Raw genomic sequence first — 19,773 nt, 5'->3', positions numbered from 1 at the left:
CATCATCTTCGACAATTAGGATTTTCCACGCTTCGTTTTGATCTTCTACTTCCATCTGCTTTTTCTTATAAATACATAATATTGGATTTATTTGATGACAGTTTACACAGTTAATTATTGGCTAAAAAATCCTCAGGATGAAGTTGTTGATACGTCAGAAGGTGGTGAGCCAATGAAGATTACTCTGGGCGGTGATGACACTATCCAAGGGCTTCAGCGTGCGGTAGAAGGTCGGCACCCAGGAGATCGAATTGAAGCGACAATTCCTCCAGAGCTTGCATATGGAGAAAAGAATCCCGAGTTTGTATCAGTTGTTGATCGGGCTTTGTTTGACATTCCGGAACTAGTCCCAGGTATGAAGTTTCAAACTAATACCGGTGAACAAACTCAGATTGTTCAAATTGTCGATGTTACCGAAAGTACTGTGACGGTTGATGCGAATCATCCGCTGGCGGGACTTACCTTACGCTTCGAGTTGGAAATTATTGCAGTAGAGGAAAATTCATAAAAGCTATAGGTGAACAAGAATTTATTGTTTTGATCAGGTAATTTTCGAAACAGCATATATACTAAGTGTAACAATGCGTATTTAGGTGTAAGTGTAGATTCTCTTGCATTAGAAGGTGCGTGTATTCATCAACTCCAGTATTTATAAGAAAAAGCAGATGGAAGTAGAAGATCAAAACGAAGCGTGGAAAATCCTAATTGTCGAAGATGATGAGCGTTTAGCAGGGCTTACTAAAGAGTACTTAGAAAGTAATGGTCTTGTTGTCTCAGTTGAAGGCAATGGTACGAACGCTGTAGACCGAATTGTAAATGAGAAACCTGACTTGGTAGTTTTAGATTTAATGCTGCCTGGTGAAGACGGCTTATCCATTTGTCGCAAGGTTAGACCTAGCTACAATGGTCCAATTCTCATGCTGACTGCTCGGACTGATGATTTGGACCAAGTGCTTGGATTAGAGATGGGCGCTGATGATTATATGTCTAAGCCTGTTCGTCCAAGAGTTTTGTTGGCGCGTATCCGAGCTCTTTTACGTCGTATTAAAGATGTTGAAGCGCATGCAGATACTTCGCAATCTAGTGCTGACGGTGAAGCAGCGACACGCCTCGTATTTAATAACTTAGTCGTTGACTCTTCGATGCGCGAAGCATGGCTAGATGATGAGAGCATTGATCTCACCAGTGCAGAGTTTGATCTTCTTTGGTTGCTCTCAAGCAATGCGGGTAATGTACTTAGTCGGGAAGAGATCTTTACGGCATTAAGGGGTATCGAGTATGACGGACAGGATCGTTCGATTGATGTTCGAGTATCTCGTATTCGTCCTAAGATCGGTGATGACCCAGTTCACCCTCGTCGTATTAAGACCGTCCGCAGTAAAGGCTATCTTTTCGTTAAGGAAGCATAGCCCCGGTAAGAAGTTGTGAACAATCCCTCTTTAAGAATCTTCAGTCGCTTAGCCATTTGTCTTGTGGCTTTGGGGCTGCTGGTTACGCTCATTTATAGCACGTCAAATTTTGTTAGACACCAGCATTATTGGAGCGACGTAGTTAGCCCAATAATGTCGCATTTCGCAAAGCATCAGCATCTTTTAGATCGTGTTGACGTGAACTCGTTAAGTGTCGTGTCAGATGAGCAGCATTCTGTTTCTGATCTCACACGTGCTCGTTTAGAGTTAGGTCAAGTTGTATTAACTGATCAAGACGATCTATTTAAAGTGTACGCCCGTCTGAATGATGATTTGTTGTTGGAGCTTGAGTCTGATCAAAGTGGCAGTAGCATTTATAAGTTGTATATTTCGTTGTTTAAGCAACAGTTATTTTCAAGCAGTGTTGAGCAGGCAACAGCTCTTGCACAATCTTGGGGTTTACAGCTTTACCAAGTAGTTGATTCCCCATCCTTAAAGTCACAAGCTGCTCTAGATAGTTTATCCGACCAAGGATATTACTTAACAATTTCTAGTGATTCTGTTTCAGCTCTGTTGCGTTCCAGTGATGGTACTATCTATCGACTTCAGTTTTGGACTCCGTTTAGTCTGGTTTCGATTCCTGTTGTAGTGTTATTAATATCGGGTGTTTTATCCGCGCTGTACGCTCTGGTTGCTATTTTTGTTCAAGGCTATGAGCGTAAGTTGCGTGCTGTTGAAACCGTGGCAGAGCGTATTGCCCGCGGTGAATTAGACGCCCGCGTTAAGAACGTGAGCGAGGGGAGTGAAGCGATTGAAAGGCTTAGCTCGGCTTTCAACGTGATGGCCGATCATATTCAGCGATTGATGCTTGTACAAAAGGAAATGATACACGCTGTCTCGCACGAGTTGCGAACACCTGTCGCGCGCATTCGTTTTGGCGTTCAAATGATTGAAGATTGTCCAAATCAAGAAGCGCTTAGGAAGCAAGCGCAAGAAATCGATGGCGACATTCAAGAGTTAGATGAGCTAATTGATGAGATTTTAACTTACGCAAGGCTTGAGCAGGGTGGTCCGATACTATCGTTTCATCAGGCAAATTTGTTGGATATTGTCCATCAAGTAGTTGATGAGCAAAGTGTGGGGCGTCCAAATCTAGATATACAAGCAGTTATTCAGCGAGATTCAGATGACTGGGCGGAGACCGAAATAGAACCGCGATATATTCATCGCTCTATTCAAAACTTGGTTGGTAACGCGACACGTTACGCTTCGGGTGTAGTCAAAGTGAACGTTAGTTGCGATTCAGAAACGTGTCGGGTCGACGTTGAAGATGATGGCCTAGGAATCCCTCAGGAAGATTGGGAGTCTGTATTTACACCATTTGCCAGATTAGATGATAGCCGCACAAGGGCATCAGGTGGCTACGGCTTAGGATTATCTATTGTTCGTCGGATTTTGTATTGGCACGGCGGGCAAGCATTCCTTGGCAAGAGCGAAGAGCTTGGCGGTGCCAAATTTAGTCTTGTATGGCCGAGGCAGCAAGGTGCATCAGCGCTAGATTAACCTCAAGCGCTGTTTAAATGGGTGATATTGGGTTCATTCAGATACGATTGAATGTAAGTACGCAGTGTTTTCTCTTGTGAATCTGAAAACTGATAGCCGAGCTTGGTTCTTCTCAATAATATATCTTTTGCATTTCGCGCCCATTCTTCTTTAATCAGGTAATCTACCTCAGCTTGATATAAGCCGTTAGAGAAGTCTTGACCGAGCTCGTTAATACTTTCTCGTCCAGTCAAAAAATTCTCTGCTAGCAACCCATAACTTGATGCATAGCGTCTAACTAGGCTAGACGTGAGCCACGGGTAATGGCTTGTAAGATGGTCTGTGATCCCTTGTCTTGTCATTCCAAGCTTTGAATTGCCTATTAGTGGATGTCGCTCTGTCCATTCCTCTTGTAAGTTTGGAACATAACGTTGTAGTTGTGCCATAACGGCATTCGCGAGCTTTCTGTAAGTTGTTATTTTTCCGCCATAGATCGATATGAATGCTGAGTGACCGTCAATGCTTTGCGTATCAATAGTGTAATCACGGGTAATCGCTGAGGGATCTGATGACTCATCATTACATAATGGTCTTACCCCAGAATAAGTACTGACAATATCTTGGGACCCTAATTGATGAATGAAGTGCTGGTTATGTACGTCGAGCAAGTAATCGATTTCTGATTGATCAATTTCTATTTTATTTATATCTCCTAGATACTCCTGATCAGTCGTTCCGATAATCGAGTAATTTGTTTGGTATGGCAGTACAAAAACTATTCGTTTATCTTCGTTCTGTAATATATATGCAGAGTCACCATTTGGAACTCGAGGAACAACGATGTGGCTGCCCTTTATCAGTCGAATTTGTTTACTTGGTTTGAGTTGAGAGACTTTTTGTTCAAAGATTTTGCTTAACCACGGTCCTGCTGCGTTGACTATATGGCGTGCCGAAACATCGACCGTTTCATTAGTCAGTTTATTTAGGCAGCGTATATGCCAAAGTCTTTCGCGTTCATTATAGGTTGCGCCAAGGCATTCCATATTGGTAGAAATGACCGCGCCGTTTTGCTTTGCTTGGATTGCGTTTGTGATGACTAATCTGGCGTCATCTACCCAGCAATCGTAGTATTCAAAACCTCTTTTTATGGAAGCCTTAAGCCCTTTTTCTGTTCCCAAATCTATAGATGTCGCACTCGGTAAACTATTTCGCTTGCTTAAATGGTCATATAAGAAAAGACCGCAACGAATCAGCCAAGCAGGGCGCAGATGAGGACGGTGTGGAAGCACAAACTTAAGCGGTTCGACGAGATGAGGTGCGATATTTAAAAGTACCTCTCGTTCAGCGAGGGCTTCTCGCACGAGGCGGAACTCGTAATGCTCTAAGTAACGCAATCCACCGTGAATCAGTTTACTACTCGCTGATGACGTTCCTGAAGCTAGATCGTTCTGTTCGCATAGATATACCTTTAAACCTCGTCCCGCAGCATCATTCGCCACGCCGCACCCATTGATGCCGCCTCCAATGATGAAGAGATCATAGGCCGCTTGTTTATCTGTCATCCTTGATTCCTGTTATCGATATTGAACGTTGGATTTAGCATAGCGATTTGTATTGTGGATTTGTGAACGCAATCGTCAATTTCACACAAGTAATAAGTTGAGATTGAAAAAAAAGAATAAATTCGTATTGTTACATCACTCAATTGCGGCTGTTTTCAAAAGGATAATTATAACAATGGCGAGCTATATCCTCTCATTAGATCAAGGAACGACGAGCTCTCGTGCTTTATTGTTTGATCAAGATGGCAATCATCTGGGTACTTCTCAGAAAGAGTTTACTCAGTACTTTCCAAATAACGGTTGGGTAGAGCATGACCCTGAAGAAATATGGACGTCGACTCTTGAGGTAATGCGAGAGGTTGTTTCGAAAGCAGGGATTGCAGCGAAGGACATTAAGGGAATCGGTATCACTAACCAACGAGAAACGACGATAGTTTGGGATCGAAAAACCGGTCGAGCTATTTATAACGCGATTGTATGGCAAGACCGACGTACAGCGTCTATCTGTTCTAAACTGCGCTCTAATTATGATGAAGGAACACTGCGTGACAAAACAGGGTTACTGTTAGATCCATATTTTTCTGCGACAAAAATTGCTTGGATCTTAGATAATGTCGATGGCGCTAGGGTATTGGCAGATCAGGGTGATTTGGCTTTTGGTACGATTGATAGCTATTTGCTCTGGCGGCTTACTGATGGAGAGGTGCATGCAACGGACGCCACAAACGCTTCTCGAACCAATCTTTTCAATATCATAGATCAGCAATGGGATGACGAATTACTAGCGTTATTTGACGTTCCTAAATCAGTTTTACCCGAAGTAAAAGATTGTGGTGCTGACTTTGGTGTCTGCAGTGAAGAGTGGCTTGGCGCACCAGTTCCAATACTTGCGATGATCGGTGATCAGCAGTCGGCTCTTGTTGGACAAGCATGTTTTGATAAAGGCATGTTGAAGAGTACCTATGGTACAGGTTGCTTTGTGATTCTCAATACCGGAGACACGGCCCTTCGCTCAGATAATAAGCTGTTATCAACGGTGGCTTATCGTTTCAATGGTGAAGTGGTCTATGCCTTGGAAGGGAGTATCTTTGTTGCTGGTGCTGCGGTGCAGTGGTTAAGAGACGGACTTGGCGTCATTGAAAATGCACATGAATCGGAAGCGATTGCGACAGAGGTCGGTTATCAAGATGCCTTATATGTGGTTCCGGCTTTTACAGGTCTAGGAGCCCCTTACTGGGACCCTGATGCGCGCGGGGCGGTATTAGGACTTACACGTGACACTGGGGCCAACGAAGTCGTCACTGCTGGTTTAGAATCTGTCGCGCACCAGACGAATGATTTATTAGAAGCGATGATTCGCGACGGTGCTCATGTTGAGAGTTTGCGCGTGGATGGAGGCATGATCGTGAATGACTGGTTCGCCCAGTGTTTATCTGATTTATGCAATGTGCCTGTAGAGCGTCCTGAAATAGTTGAAACAACCGCGTTGGGAGCAGCATATATCGCAGCGGTTCAAGCAGGGCTTTACAGCTGTTTAAATGACGTTGCGAATAAATGGAAGTTAGAACAGCGATTTGAGCCAAACTTAGACTCGAGTGAACGTGATAAATATGTCTCGGGTTGGAAAATGGCTGTTGCTTGTGTGCAGAGCTTTAAACCGACGTCTTAAACGCGATGAGTTGCCCGTTGGCTAAACTAATAGGTATGGTTTGGCCAACTTGTAGATCTAATTGGCTTCCTAGCGATATTTCTAATTCTATTTCGTGAACTGACAAACTAAAATAAGTTGTCCCGCCTGCGAAAGCTGAGCCTGTAATCGTTGCTTGTGTTGAACTCGACGTATCTATCGTGACCGCCTCTGGTCGAACGAGTAGTTCAACGTTCTCTCCTTCAACAAGTTCTCCATTTGCAGAGCAGGCATTTAGTTGCCCTAATGAGGTCTCAATCGTAGATTCGTTAACGGCTTTACCAGATATGAAGCTACCTTTGCCGATAAATTGCGCTACAAATTTTGATTTCGGCTGATGGTACAACTGATTTGCTGAGCCGGTTTGAATAACCTTTCCTTGTTGAATAACGCCAATTTTATCTGCCATCGCAAATGCTTCAGATTGATCGTGTGTTACTAAAATTGCGCTGGTGTTTAAGTCTTTTAGTATCTGTCTCACCTCTCCACCTAATCGCGTTCGGAGATCTGCGTCTAGGTTGGAGAATGGCTCATCAAACAGAATTAATTCGGGTTCTGGTGCTAAAGCGCGGGCTAGCGCAACACGTTGTTGCTGCCCACCAGAAAGCTCATGTGGATAGCGCGTTCGATGCTGGGATAAGTCAATCAGGTCTAAAAGCTTCTCTATTCGTTTATTCGGCGATTTCGCTTGTTGTTTATCCAAGCCATAAGCAATGTTTTGTTCAATCGTTAAATGCGGAAACAGAGCGTAGTCTTGGAATACCATTCCTATTTTCCGCTTTTCTGGTGGAATGGATACGCTAGGAGAAGATAAGAGAGTTTGATTGACTTCTATCTGGCCGTTTTGGATTTTTTCGAATCCCGCTATCGCACGTAGAAGTGTACTTTTTCCGCAACCGCTTGGTCCCAAAAGTGCCGCTAACTCGCCTTTATCTAATGTGAAATTAAGATCGTTAAGGACAGTCTTTTCATCGTACTGACATTGAAGTTGACTGATTTTTAGGAAGTTTGGCATTAATTAGTCCGGCAAACAGGAAGCAGTTTTTATCTGGTTTATTTAGCTCGTGGTTGAGCTCTATCGTCTGCCGCGTATAAACGCACAATCTGGATGACTGCGTCAATCAAAAAATCACACTCTTCATCAGATAGACTTAAAGTTGGAAGCAATCGAATCACATTGTCAGATGTAACGTTTAGAAGTATCCCTTTTTCTTTTGCTAGTGGTACTAGAGCAAAGCAAGGGTCTGTCATCTCAATGCCGATCATCAAGCCTTTGCCTCTTATGTCAGCGACATAGTCTGCTCCCAGAAGCGCATCCTCTAGCGCCGACTTAATGTGTTGTCCTAAAGATTCTGCTCTTTGTTCAAGATGTTTGCTTTGAATCTCTTCAATTACCGCCATTGCGGCGGCACATGCCAGTGGGTTGCCACCGAACGTAGAGCCATGACTGCCCGGAATTAAACTGTTTGCTGCTTCGTCAGAACTGATACACGCGCCAATCGGAAAACCATTACCGAGACCCTTTGCGAGGGTTACTATGTCGGGTTGAATGTTGGCGTGCTGATATGCAAAGTATTTCCCAGTTCGCGCGTTAGCCGTTTGTATTTCGTCACAAATGAGTAGGGCAGAATGTTTTGAGCAAAGCTCTCGAGCAGTTTTGAGAAAAGAGGTCTCTGCTAAATGAATGCCGCCTTCTCCCTGTATGGGTTCTAACATTACTGCCGCGATATTAGCGTTCTGCTCAAACGCGGAGTGTAAGGCCTCGGAATCATTCAGCTTTAAATGAATGAAGCCATCAACTAACGGGCCGAAACCATGTTTAATCTTGTCGTTCCCTGATGCAGATATTGTTGCAAGGGATCGACCGTGAAAACTGTTTTTGAAGGTAATGATGACAGGACTATGATTGCCTTGGTCGTATGCATGTTTGCGCGCGATCTTGATTGCAGTTTCATTTGCTTCGAGACCCGAGTTGCACAGAAATACTTTGTTCAATCCCGATAGTTCGCAAAGCTTCTGAGACAATTGTTGTTGAAGCTTTGAATGAAAGATATTCGAACTATGAAGTAGGCGGGTACATTGTTGCTTAATTGCCTTGGCGACGGCTGGATTGGAATGTCCGAGCCCACTTACAGCGACGCCGGTAAATGTATCGAAGTATTTGTTTCCATCGGTATCAAACAACCAGCTGCCGTCTCCATTCTCGAAAGAAACGGCAAGCTTCCCATAAGTATTCATTACTGCATTATCTGTCATGTGTATCTTGTTATTTCTCAATCAATCATGTGTTTAATGATTGTTTTGTTCGTTTTCATTTATAGTTGCGTCTGAATCAAGTGTAGCAAAGACAAAGTATTCTCGTGCTTTATTTGCGGGCGCGAACTAATAGTAATGTGGAGTTATTAATGCAAGAGAAAATAAGTGGAATTGAATTAGCTATTTTTTCTGGAAAATTGAACACGATCTGTGAAGAAATGGGCTTTGTCTTACAACGAAGTGCATTGTCACCAAACATCAAAGATCGTCTCGATTTCTCTTGTGCGTTATTTGATAGTGAGGGCCGTATTTTAGCTCAGGCAGCGCATATTCCTGTGCATCTTGGGAGTATGGCGTATGCCATGAAGGATCTCGTTGCTATGTTCGATTGGTCAGAAGGTGACATGGTCGTAGTGAATGATCCGTTCAAGGGTGGGACGCATCTGCCAGATGTAACGATGATTGCACCATTGTTCCTATCTGATGTTTTGCATGGCTTTGTTGTGAATCGCGCTCATCATGCGAATATTGGTAGTGAAGCGCCTGGTTCAATGCCCTTGAGCGATAGCTTGCTTGAAGAAGGGATTGTTCTCGGACCACAAAAGATTATTGATAAGGGCATCATTGTTGATGAGTTAGCGCGGCGTATTCGCAGCATCGAGCCAAATTGTGACAGCGAGCTGCCTGAAGATTTTTTGGCTCAGATTAGTGCTAATCAAACTGGGCTAATGAGGATGACTGATTGGCTGAATGGGATTCAGCACGGTGGAGTCTATTTCAATGCACGTTGTGCTGCATTAAATGAGTACGGCTTAACTTTGATGCAAGGATTTATTTCCAAGCTACCAATAGAAAGCGTTGAGTTTAGCGATGTACTAGATTCAGATGGTTTCGGTGCCGAGAAAATTCCGATTCATCTCGAATTGCGATCTACCGGAGAGCGACTCGTGTTTGATTTCTCTGGGACTGGTCAGTCAGTTAAAGGAAACCTCAATTGCCCTGAGAGTGTTACCGCATCTTCTGTTTACTATGTCATCGCATGCTTGTTGCCTGAATATGCACCGAAGTGCGATGGCGTGTTTAGGTTTATCGATATTATTTGTCCTTATGGAAGCATGTTAAATGCCCCTAAAGGATCGGCGGTCGCTGCTGGAAATGTAGAGACAAGTATGAGAGTAGTCGATGTGGTTCAGGGGTGTTTGTTGAAGCTCGGCTTAGATATGCCGGCTGCTGCACAGGGCTCGATGAACAATATCGCAATGGGTAATAAATCGAGTAGTGCGGAGTCATGGGATTATTATGAAACGCTTGCTGGTGGCATGGGTGCGAACTCGGGTTCGTCGGGTCTTGATGCAGTGCAATGTCATATGACGAATACCTTGAACACCCCCGTAGAAAGTTTGGAGTTACATTACCCAATACAAATTACCGAATACTCAATCCGCAGAAGATCTGGCGGCAAAGGGGAGTATGATGGAGGGTGCGGTTTGTCTCGGTCCTATCGTTTTACTGCACCTGCATCCGTTACCCTGCTAACAGAAAGGCGGATGAACCAACCTTGGGGAGTTAGTGCAGGCGCGGGTAAATGCGGAGTGAACACGCTTAATGATCAAGTGCTACCTGCTAAAGCCCGGATTCAAGTCGAGCAAAACGATGTAATAAACATTAAAACTCCAGGCGGTGGAGCTTGGTCGTCTGGGGCTTAGCTGTTAAAATACGCGGCTAATTTTTACTGAGTAAGGGTAAACTATATGTCAATTATGGACGCGATTAAGCAACAGATTGAAGAAAACTCAATCCTTCTTTATATGAAAGGAACGCCACAGCAACCTCAGTGCGGCTTCTCTGCGCGCACAGTTCAAGCTTTGATGGCATGCGGTGAACGTTTCGCGTACATTAATATATTAGATAATCCTGAAATTAGAGAAAATCTTAAGACTTACTCAAATTGGCCGACATTCCCTCAGCTTTATGTAAAAGGTGAGCTGGTTGGCGGTTGTGATATCGTCACTGAAATGTATGAATCTGGCGAACTAAAGGAGCTTGTAAGCTCCGCTGCTGAATAAGCAATCTATATACTCTAAAAGGGCTCGTTGTTATACGGGCCTTTTTTATTGATGAGCATTTATGTGATTTCCACTCTACCAAATATCCTCAGTTTTATCGGGTTTTGTTGTTTGTGATGCCGTTCTAATATTCCGTAAAAGTCTGTTAAATCCAGCGTTGTAGCTAGGGCAGTGTGGTCGTCATCACATATGAAAAAGTCTGTTTCGGGTACAGTTACATTCCGAAATATAAGAACAAACATTAAAACAATAAGAACTTACGCAGTTATTTTTTTAAATTGCCGAACAGAAGAAGGTAGAAAAGGCTCATATAGACGTGATTTTGAAAGCGAAGAACCAGTTAAGTTTAGTGTTGGCAACCCTGGCGTTGATGCCTGTCGTTGCGTCTGCTGAACTGCGTCCTATTTCTGATGAAGAATTAGGCGAAGTATCTGGTCAAGCGGCTGTAGCGTTTGATGTAGACCAAATAGGATCGACAAGTTATACCCGTGTAACGTTGGGTATGGAAGCTGAGATCCAAATGAATATCGATAATCTTGAGGCGGGCCGCTATGCAAAAACAGGCGAAAGTCTTGAGGCTGATTTACAAGTTTCAAACCTCGGCTTGGGTTCGATTTCTACAGATTCATCTAAAGTTCAGCTTGATGGTAATACCTATGACGTGAATGAAATTATTCCGTTTGAGCTGAATGATCCATATTTTGAAATTGCACGAGACGACAATAATGAGCTGATCGGTTTTCGTATTGGTTTTGGCGAAGCGAGAGGTCAGTTGTCTGGCGATTTTGGAAGTATTTCAGGCAATGTTGAGATGGACATTGTTGATGACTTTGGAACTCGTTACGAGTCGCAGCTTCTGAATGCGGCAGGTGATGCTGATAACTCTAGATCAACAAATTTCGGTGTGGCTCGCGAATTTACCGGTGGTACGACAGATTGCTCAACAGGCTGGTATTGCTATGACTTAGGTGATTTCAAAACACTTGATATTGGTGAGCGAAACGCCGACACAGGTGCAGTGGAATACACTGAAGACTTCTTTATTGGCTTCCAGAAACAAGCGACGGAATGGATGACTTCAGACGGATCGCTTAATACAGATCTAGGCGCTTTCATTAACCTACCGACGGCGATGCAGATCGATATGAATAGTGGTTTGAATGCAGGCGGTACGGATCGTGTCCGATTAGAATATATCGATCGCGGAAACGGTTTATTCTAACTTCATCTTCGTCTTCTACGCGTTTACTATTAGGTCCTAATTATTTCTAGGCCTAACCTCTATGCAAACTATATTTTGGCACGACTACGAAACGTTTGGTGCTGACCCTCAAAGAGATCGACCATGCCAGTTTGCTGGTGTAAGAACGGATCTCGAACTCAATATCATCGAAGAGCCCGTTACTATCTTCTCACAGCCAACAGAAGATTATCTGCCTTCTGTTCAAGCGTGTCTGGTCACTGGTATCACTCCACAAAAAGCAATGGCAGAGGGTGTTTCAGAAGCTCAGTTTGCAAAAAACATTTCGGAAATCTTTTGTCAGGCAGAAACCTGCGTTGCGGGTTACAACAGTGTCCGATTTGATGATGAGGTGAGCAGAAACCTGTTTTATCGCAACTTTTATGATCCTTATGAAAGAGAGTGGAAAAACGGGAATTCTAGGTGGGACATTATTGATGTTGTTCGGCTTGCTTATGCTTTACGTCCTGACGGTATTAATTGGCCTACTGGCGATGATGGCAAGGTGTCCTTCCGACTAGAGAAGTTAACAGAAGCAAATGGCATCGCGCATGAGGCTGCGCACGACGCTATGTCTGATGTGTATGCCACGATTGAACTAGCCAAATTGATTAAGCAAAGGCAGCCAGCTTTATACAAATTTGCATTCGATATGCGCAGTAAGACCGCAGTCCAAAATTTTCTGGATCAGCATCAAGGGCAACCGTTTTTGCATGTATCGTCAAAAATTGCCGTAGATAAGGGTTGTATAGGGATGATGTATCCGTTGATGCCGCATCCTACTAATAAAAATGCAATTATTGCTTTTGACCTTCGTCAGAACCCCAATGTTCTTCTTCAGCATTCATCCGATGAGATCAAGGCGCTGTTGTATAAAAAAACTGAACTAGATAGTTCAGGTAACCCAGTAAATATTCGTCCTGCTTTGAAGTTAATTCATTTGAATAAATGCCCAATGCTCGCGCCAGCGTCAATGATTAAGGTCATTCCCGAAGAGCGTTTAAAGGCTTGGGGGATGGATCTCGATCTTATGAGAGAGCATGTGAAGCTTCTTAAAGCAGATATGTCGGCTTTTTCGCATGTTAGGGAGGTGTTTGTTGCTGATGAAGATAGAGCTCAGCCCACCGATCCAGATTTGATGATCTATTCTGGAGGTTTTTTCTCGCCGCAAGACAAGGCGCAATTGACGAGCCTCCGAAATATGCCGCCAGAAGAACTCGAAGATGCTCAGTTTGCCTTTCAGGATTCACGTCTTGATGAGATGCTATTTAGATATAAGGCACGAAACTATCCAGAGGTATTAAATTCTGAAGAGCGAGAGAAGTGGAGTCAACATTGTATGGCTAGGCTTCTTGGCGGTGAAAACGGATATTTGAACTTTGATGCATTTGCGAAAGATTTACAGGCGGCTGCTCAAGGAGTTGAGCATGGCTCTGACAAAGCATTTTTATTGGAAGAGATCCAATTGTATGCAGAGTCAATCTATCCTTATTGAATATTCCCCGTCTTTTTATACGACATAGTGACGGCATACGTATAAAGGATTTCGTAGTCGGATTCTGGTGGTCTAGGGTATGGACTTGCGTTATACGCTGCCGTCGTCGCAATGCGCTCAATAGGTATATTCGCGCTTTTGTTTTTGATCGAGGCCGACTTGATCGCTCCATTTTCAAATAGCTTTATTTCAATTGTGAAGTCGATCCGTGGAATGTCGACGTTCTGCATGAATTGATGTAGCTGAGTGTAAAGTTCTCGGTCCAGTAAATGCTGCAGCAATGCCTGTTCATATTCGGTCATAACAGGAAGGTCTTTTGTTGATAAAGCCCTGATGCTAGGGTCCGTTAGATCGTTCTGCTGTTCAATAATTTGCTGTTCTGATGCCTTCATTCTGCGTGCAGGAGCATTCTGATTGCTAGCTGCTTGTTTACTAATAGCGTTAGCTTGTTGGCTTGCCCCTTCCACATTAGAAGCGGATTCTTTCGTAGTGAGGTGGCTATAGTCGTTATAACTTTTCGTCGTTAAGAATTGTTCCTGAGTTTTTCTCGTTTGGCTAGACGCACTTTGACTGGCTTGGCTTTCAGCAGACTCTTGAGACAGAACTAATGTTACTGGAATAGATTGGGTGTCATTAGGTGTCGGGGCGGGCCACAAATTCAACAAGGTATACAAGATTATATGTGAGCAGGCCGCGACCGACAATGCTATGGCTAAGGCATAGTGTTTCATATAACTAAACGTTAAGCCTACTAGCTCTGAAGATTGCTCAGAATGTGGTTTAAGGCTCTATCAACGAGCGCGCCTTTCTCGAGAATGACCATCATTCCCTTGTTGATTTGGGCAACGACTTGCTGGGAACTTAACTCTATTGGATTAAGGCCAAATCTATCGGCAAATACATATACGTTTGCTTCGTCTACTCTGCTAATCAGTTTGTAGCGTTTCAAATTTCCGTTAATTTTTATTTGGACCCATCTTCCAATTTCCAGCTGAGCTAACAACTCAACATTCTTGTTAAGTTGAGGGCGTAGGCTTTTTTGCTTTGTGATTGCGCCTGTGCTGCTAGCATTATTTGGTTTATTGAGGCTGGCATCATTTTGGTTGCTAAGTGCTGTTTCCCTGAAAATACTTGTAAGATCTTTTTTGATGTCTGCAAGCATTCTATTGGCTGAGTAGGGGTCAAACGATATACGAGTTAATTCGGCGTCTATTTGCTTTAACAGACGTGGTACCAGAGCTAACCACTTTTGACGGTCATTTTGTGTTGCATGTTTTCTAGTACACCAAAGTAAGTCTTCAGTTGTCTTTCTGCAGGTATCCCAATTGTGTTCTTGCGCATCGCGAAGAAATGCGATGAACAATACTCGTCTCCATGGTCCGGTTAGAAGTTCAGAAATGCTAGTAGGTAAGTTCCTATGTGATTCAACGAGTGCTTTTAGAGTTGAGTCGATAAATTCTTGGGCAACCCGGCTTTTAATGCGTCCTTCTTCTGTTAGTTTCGTACGTTGCTCGAGCAATTTTTGGCGTTTGTTTTCGCGCGCGATAAAAAGCTCTAACTTTAAATTTGACGCTGTAAAACAGTCATAGTGACCACTTTTATCTTCGATAATGTCATCTACGAGTGAGCGAAGCTCGTCGTATAGTTTTGTTCGTGCGCTGTTTTGATTGTCGTTGGTCCAGCCAATCGCTGCTGTGGCTAAGTTGTTAATGAAGGTTCTAGCCGGATGAGCATGCTCTTTGAAAAATACAGGATTATGAATGACCGCTTTAAGTACAGGTATTTGCAAGCGACCAATAAGCGCCTGCATTTCTGGCGCTAAATTATTGTCGTTGAGTATGTACTCAAACAGTAAGCCGACTAGATTAATAACATCAAGATCTTTTTCGGCCACTTGTTTTCTTGAGCTTTTCTGAAGTTGTTGTGTCACGTACTGGCTGATTGTCTTGGCGTCAAAAAACCTTGCTTCATTTGTCGCTTCCTTCGCGGCGTTTACAATATTCAGTGCTTGGATGATGTCTTGAGAGCTAGCGTAATGCTGTGTCTTAATCGTTTGTGTGGCTGTTTGAGTAGTGTTTTCTTGTGCCGTAATGTCTCGATGATCGTGTGCGACAGGAGCTCTTGTTGTTTCTTGCTTGGAGCGGACGGATTGTTTGCGTTTAGTCAGGCTTAGATCCGGCTGAATTCCCTCAGAAATTAGAGTGTCATTCAATGCGTTTAGTGGCTCTTCAAGCTTGGAAAATAAGTGTTTGTCTAAGTGCTTGTATAGCAAAAGAAGCTCACCGAGCTCGATATCGAGATTTTTGCAGCTGCTAGCAATGATATGAGCTAATAACTCAGGTGACTCTGGACTAAGTTCATCACCATTAAGCTGATAAGCCTCGGCCATGCGTTGATGCAGAGTTAGGTGAATATGCTGAAAGTTAGCTCGTGACTTACTAGCCATTGTCTCAACCGCTAGCTGCTCTTCAAATTGCTTGTCGTCTACCACTGATAGAGATTCAACTTGTGACGGCGCTGGTGTATTAAGTTTTATCTGCTCGAAAGGAAATTGAAATAAAGATTGAAGAGATTGATCAATGTTCGTGCATATGGCTTTACGTTTGAGGCGTAATTCACGCATGGCTTCGAAATAGCGATTTTGCTCATTGTTGTTTCTTGCATTATTTGCAAGATCAAACAAGGTGTCATCAATCGCATCAAATGATTGATCTAGTAGGGGAGATACATGCTGAGAGTAGGCATTGAACAGTTTTTCTGAGACGGCTGAGCTGTTAGCACTTTCTCGAGAATTGGCATTGTCGTTGACGTTAAAGCTGTTTGCCATTGGTGCACTCAAGCGATAGAGAAATGTATCAAAAAGTTAAAATGACGCCGAAGTCTGTAATTTACGCATATTAGTACAAACTCGCAAGAAACTAAGTGTTTTAGTATGAAAAATGGGCAATTTGTTACGCTTTACCTTTAAATGCGCGCACAGTTTTGATTTTGTCGTCTTTCACTTGTCTGACTTCTAGTTCGTAGTTACCAATCTTTATGCAAACTGGGTGCTCAGGAATGAACTCCAATGACTCAGTAATAAGCCCGTTAATCGTTTTAGGGCCATTAGTAGGTAATGACCATTTAAGCGCTTTATTAATCGCCCTAATGGTGGCGGAGCCATCAATAAGGAAGCTGCTGTCCTCTTGCGCAGTGATATCTGAGCTGCTGGTTGTAGAGTAGTCCGTTGTGAACTCCCCAACAATTTCTTCTAAGATATCTTCCATTGTTGCAAGTCCCTGAACATCACCATATTCATCAACCACAATGCCGATTCTGCGTTTTGCTTTTTGAAATTGAAGTAACTGATGGTTTAGCGGAGTACTTTCGGGGATAAAATAGGGCTCACGACATGCCTGCAGTAGTGCTGCTTTATTTGGCTCAGCATGAGACAAAACTTTTGTCATGTTTCGCAGGTGGAGTACACCAATTATGTTGTTGATGTCTCCCTTGTAGACGGGGAGCCTAGTGTGTTGCGAGCTTCTAGCTTGTTCGATCAAATCATCTAGGTTGTCTTCAATATCTAGTCCAATCACTTCATTCTTAGGAATCATGATGTCGTTGACAGTTACTTTCTCTAGATCAAGGATACTGATCAGCATGTCTTGGTGAGAGCGAGGGATTTTATTGCCAGCTTCATGGACGAGTGTTTTTAGCTCTTCTCTCGTTATATGGTTCTCAGTCTGCGCTGAGGTATTAATGCCCAGTATTTTTAATAGGTTGTTGGTGACTAGGTTTACAGACCAAACAGCAGGGTATAGCAGTTTTAGGAGTGGCTTGAGAATGTGGGCTGCTGGAAACGCTATCTTTTCTGGGTGATAAGCTGCAAATGTTTTTGGAGTGATTTCGGCGAAAATTAAAATGGTTAGCGTAAGTAACGCGGTTGCGATCGCAATACCTGCATCACCCCAGAGACGGATTGCGATAACTGTAGCAATTGAAGAGGCAAGTATGTTTACGAAATTATTGCCGATCAAAATAACGCTGATAAGTTGATCTGTGCGGTCGAGCAGGTCGCTCGCTTTGTTTGCGCCTTTATGTCCTTGTTTCTTTAGATGCTTAAGACGGTACTTGTTGAGTGACAGCATTCCTGTTTCGGAACTTGAGAAAAAGCCGGACAACATTATAAGAACGCCAAGGGAGCCAAATAGCCAGGTAAGGGAAGTTTCGTTCAAGGTAAAGCTCGGTTGCTAGAAAAAGAAATTACAGTATAGATTCAAGAACTATCTTGGTGCCAAAAAAACCAAGCATTAACGACCCTGTGCCCCATAAGGTAAGGCTTGCTGCGAGTGAGCCCCTCCAACCATATTGGCGTCTGCCGAACAACAGTACGCCGAACAGCACCAAAGAAACTAAAGAGAAGAATGTTTTGTGTGCAAGATGTTGCGCGAAGAGATCATGCACGAATATGAAGCCTAGAGTGATCGCTATAGCAAGGAATAAGGTGCCTATTCTTAACAAATCAAACAAGGTGCTTTCCATTACGAGTAATGGTGGGAGAGAGCTATTCGAATGTAGGTGTGATTTAAGCTGTCGGTTACGGTAAACAACAAAGATTGCTTGTACGGAGGCCAAGCATAGAATGCTATAGGCCAAAATAGACAATGCGATATGCACTAAAATTCCGTTATCAAGTTGATTCGGGGCGTCATCCGGACGAATTGCAAGCATGCTAATCATGCTGAGTGCGGCAGCTGGATACATGATAAGCAGCATATTATGTATCGGTTTACGCGTTGCAAATATGATAAATACAACGACTGATATGCACGTAATGATGGCCGTACTATGGACGAGGTCGAATGATTGGTGTTGGCCGAAACTAATTACGATACTGCTTGCTTGAGCTATTGCAGCAACCAGTCCACTAGTGATTGGGATGATGTTGCGTGGCGCAGATTTTCTTATAATTTGTATGGCTTTGAAGCCTGAGCCTAGTAAATAGAGGCATATTGCTATCAAAGCGAGTAAAGATGCGTTCATTTAACTGCGTTAGTCTGAGACTTTCGATTTAATTAATTTTGATTGTCGTTATAATGCGCTGTTTGCGAATACTTGGCAATAATCATTAGAGCTATAAAACATGTTTGAGAATCTTAGCGAAAGGCTTTCCGAAAGTCTTAAAAAGGTCACTGGTCAGGCAAAATTAACTGACGACAACATCAAGGGTACGTTACGCGAAGTAAGGATGGCTTTGCTCGAGGCGGATGTAGCCTTGCCTGTGGTGAAAGATTTTGTTGAGCAGGTTCGCACTAGAGCTCTTGGTCAAGAGGTGATGAGAAGTCTATCGCCAGGGCAAGAATTTATTCGAATTGTTAATGACGAGCTTACGGCTGTGATGGGGGCAAAGTCTGAAGGGCTTAGTCTAAATGCTCAGCCGCCAGCAGTCGTTTTAATGGCTGGTCTGCAGGGTGCGGGTAAAACAACCTCGGTAGCTAAATTGGCGAGATATCTCTCAGAGCGAGAGAAGAAAAAAGTAATGGTCGTTAGTGCTGATGTCTATCGTCCGGCGGCAATCAAACAATTGGAAACGCTTGCTGGTGAAGTTGGTGCTACATTCTTCCCAAGTACAGCGGACCAAAAGCCTGTAGCTATTGCTGAGGCGGCTATTGCTGAAGCAAAGCTTAAATTTATGGATGTGCTGATTGTCGATACAGCTGGCCGATTGGCGGTTGATCAAGAGATGATGGCTGAAATAGCTGACCTTCACGCATCAGTTAACCCTGTCGAAACCTTATTCGTAGTTGATTCGATGACCGGTCAGGATGCTGCGAATACAGCGAAAGCATTTAACGATGCGCTTCCGCTGACGGGTGTTGTTCTTACAAAGACAGATGGTGATGCGCGCGGTGGTGCAGCGTTATCGGTTAGAGCGATTACTGGTAAGCCTATCAAGTTTATGGGTGTTGGCGAGAAGATTGACGCGCTAGAGCCTTTTTATCCTGATCGTCTCGCATCAAGAATTCTTGGAATGGGTGATGTACTCAGTCTTATCGAGGATGCAGAAAGAAAGCTTGATAAAAAGAAAGCGGACAAGCTGACTAAGAAGATAAAGAAAGGTAAAACCTTTGATTTGGAAGATTTTAGAGATCAGCTCCTGCAAATGAAAAATATGGGTGGTGTAGCTGGTCTGCTCGATAAGCTTCCTGGTATGGGGCAAATGGGACAGATGGCACAGGCCGCGCAGTCCCAAGTAAACGATAAGTCTTTAGGGCAGTTAGAAGCGATCATTTCATCGATGACGCCAAAAGAGCGTCGATACCCAGATTCCATCAATAATAGCAGAAAGCGCCGGATAGCAACGGGCTCTGGAACTCAGATCCAAGATGTGAATCGTCTTTTAAAGCAACATAAGCAGATGGCTAAAATGATGAAGAAATTTAGCAAAAAAGGCGGAATGGCGAATATGATGAGAGGGATGCAGGGGATGATGCCGCCCGGCGGTGGCGGCGGTCCTTTCGGTCGTTTCTAGCTATC

At 43.5% G+C, this 19,773-nt stretch carries 16 protein-coding genes; 9 read left to right on the top strand and 7 right to left on the bottom strand.

The window, feature by feature from the left end:
* Positions 1-94 precede the first annotated feature (94 nt).
* From A3739_RS22105 to A3739_RS22095, 3 genes are all read left to right on the top strand, one after another.
* The gene (locus A3739_RS22105; protein ID WP_068475045.1) at positions 95-508 is read left to right on the top strand and encodes a peptidylprolyl isomerase; all 414 of its coding nucleotides are present in this window, start codon (positions 95-97) and stop codon (positions 506-508) included.
* Positions 509-665: 157 nt separating this feature from the next.
* A complete protein-coding gene (locus tag A3739_RS22100; RefSeq protein WP_068476036.1) occupies positions 666-1,409 on the top strand; it encodes a response regulator in 744 nt (247 codons plus the stop codon).
* 153 nt (positions 1,410-1,562) lie between these two features.
* Entirely contained in the window at positions 1,563-2,972 is a 1,410-nt protein-coding gene (locus A3739_RS22095; RefSeq protein WP_156493612.1) for an ATP-binding protein, read from the top strand.
* Between the two features lie 2 nt (positions 2,973-2,974).
* Here A3739_RS22095 and glpD read toward each other — a convergent pair whose 3' ends face one another.
* Complete coding sequence (gene glpD / locus A3739_RS22090) at positions 2,975-4,513, bottom strand: glycerol-3-phosphate dehydrogenase (RefSeq protein ID WP_068479367.1); 1,539 nt, start codon at positions 4,511-4,513, stop codon at positions 2,975-2,977.
* A gap of 175 nt (positions 4,514-4,688) precedes the next feature.
* Between glpD and glpK the strand changes: the two genes are divergently transcribed.
* Positions 4,689-6,182, top strand: a complete 1,494-nt coding sequence (glpK, locus tag A3739_RS22085) for a glycerol kinase GlpK (protein WP_068479369.1) — start codon at positions 4,689-4,691, stop codon at positions 6,180-6,182.
* Here the strand turns inward: glpK and A3739_RS22080 are convergent.
* A complete protein-coding gene (locus A3739_RS22080; protein ID WP_068502774.1) occupies positions 6,166-7,215 on the bottom strand; it encodes an ABC transporter ATP-binding protein in 1,050 nt (349 codons plus the stop codon). The genes glpK and A3739_RS22080 overlap by 17 nt on opposite strands.
* Before the next feature lie 38 nt (positions 7,216-7,253).
* Positions 7,254-8,456, bottom strand: coding sequence for an aspartate aminotransferase family protein (locus tag A3739_RS22075; RefSeq protein ID WP_068479373.1), 1,203 nt, complete (start codon positions 8,454-8,456; stop codon positions 7,254-7,256).
* Positions 8,457-8,605: 149 nt separating this feature from the next.
* Between A3739_RS22075 and A3739_RS22070 the strand changes: the two genes are divergently transcribed.
* The 4 genes from A3739_RS22070 to sbcB all read left to right on the top strand — a co-directional run bounded on the left by A3739_RS22070 (position 8,606) and on the right by sbcB (position 13,257).
* Entirely contained in the window at positions 8,606-10,162 is a 1,557-nt protein-coding gene (locus tag A3739_RS22070; protein WP_068479375.1) for a hydantoinase B/oxoprolinase family protein, read from the top strand.
* 45 nt (positions 10,163-10,207) lie between these two features.
* A complete protein-coding gene (gene grxD / locus A3739_RS22065; RefSeq protein WP_068479377.1) occupies positions 10,208-10,522 on the top strand; it encodes a Grx4 family monothiol glutaredoxin in 315 nt (104 codons plus the stop codon).
* A gap of 322 nt (positions 10,523-10,844) precedes the next feature.
* Positions 10,845-11,744, top strand: coding sequence for a DUF6160 family protein (locus A3739_RS22060; RefSeq protein ID WP_156502758.1), 900 nt, complete (start codon positions 10,845-10,847; stop codon positions 11,742-11,744).
* Between the two features lie 61 nt (positions 11,745-11,805).
* A complete protein-coding gene (sbcB, locus tag A3739_RS22055; RefSeq protein ID WP_068479379.1) occupies positions 11,806-13,257 on the top strand; it encodes an exodeoxyribonuclease I in 1,452 nt (483 codons plus the stop codon).
* Here sbcB and A3739_RS22050 read toward each other — a convergent pair.
* The 4 genes from A3739_RS22050 to A3739_RS22035 all read right to left on the bottom strand — a co-directional run bounded on the left by A3739_RS22050 (position 13,251) and on the right by A3739_RS22035 (position 18,279).
* Positions 13,251-13,988, bottom strand: a complete 738-nt coding sequence (locus tag A3739_RS22050) for a hypothetical protein (protein ID WP_068502770.1) — start codon at positions 13,986-13,988, stop codon at positions 13,251-13,253. The two genes, sbcB and A3739_RS22050, sit on opposite strands and share 7 nt — an antisense overlap.
* A 20-nt stretch (positions 13,989-14,008) precedes the next feature.
* A complete protein-coding gene (locus tag A3739_RS22045; RefSeq protein ID WP_068502767.1) occupies positions 14,009-16,084 on the bottom strand; it encodes a DUF1631 family protein in 2,076 nt (691 codons plus the stop codon).
* A gap of 124 nt (positions 16,085-16,208) precedes the next feature.
* Positions 16,209-17,471: an HlyC/CorC family transporter gene (locus A3739_RS22040; protein WP_068479384.1), complete on the bottom strand. Its 1,263-nt coding sequence runs from the start codon at positions 17,469-17,471 to the stop codon at positions 16,209-16,211.
* 28 nt (positions 17,472-17,499) lie between these two features.
* A complete protein-coding gene (locus A3739_RS22035) occupies positions 17,500-18,279 on the bottom strand; it encodes an inner membrane protein YpjD (protein WP_068476074.1) in 780 nt (259 codons plus the stop codon).
* Positions 18,280-18,379: 100 nt separating this feature from the next.
* On the opposite strand from A3739_RS22035, the gene ffh reads away from it, so the two are divergent.
* Positions 18,380-19,768 (top strand): signal recognition particle protein, encoded by a 1,389-nt coding sequence (ffh, locus tag A3739_RS22030; RefSeq protein WP_068479386.1) that lies wholly within the window; start codon positions 18,380-18,382, stop codon positions 19,766-19,768.
* The last annotated feature ends 5 nt before the right edge of the window (positions 19,769-19,773 follow it).

It is taken from the genome of Oleiphilus sp. HI0067 (assembly GCF_001635735.1).
This window is presented reverse-complemented; position numbering and strand designations above follow the sequence as displayed.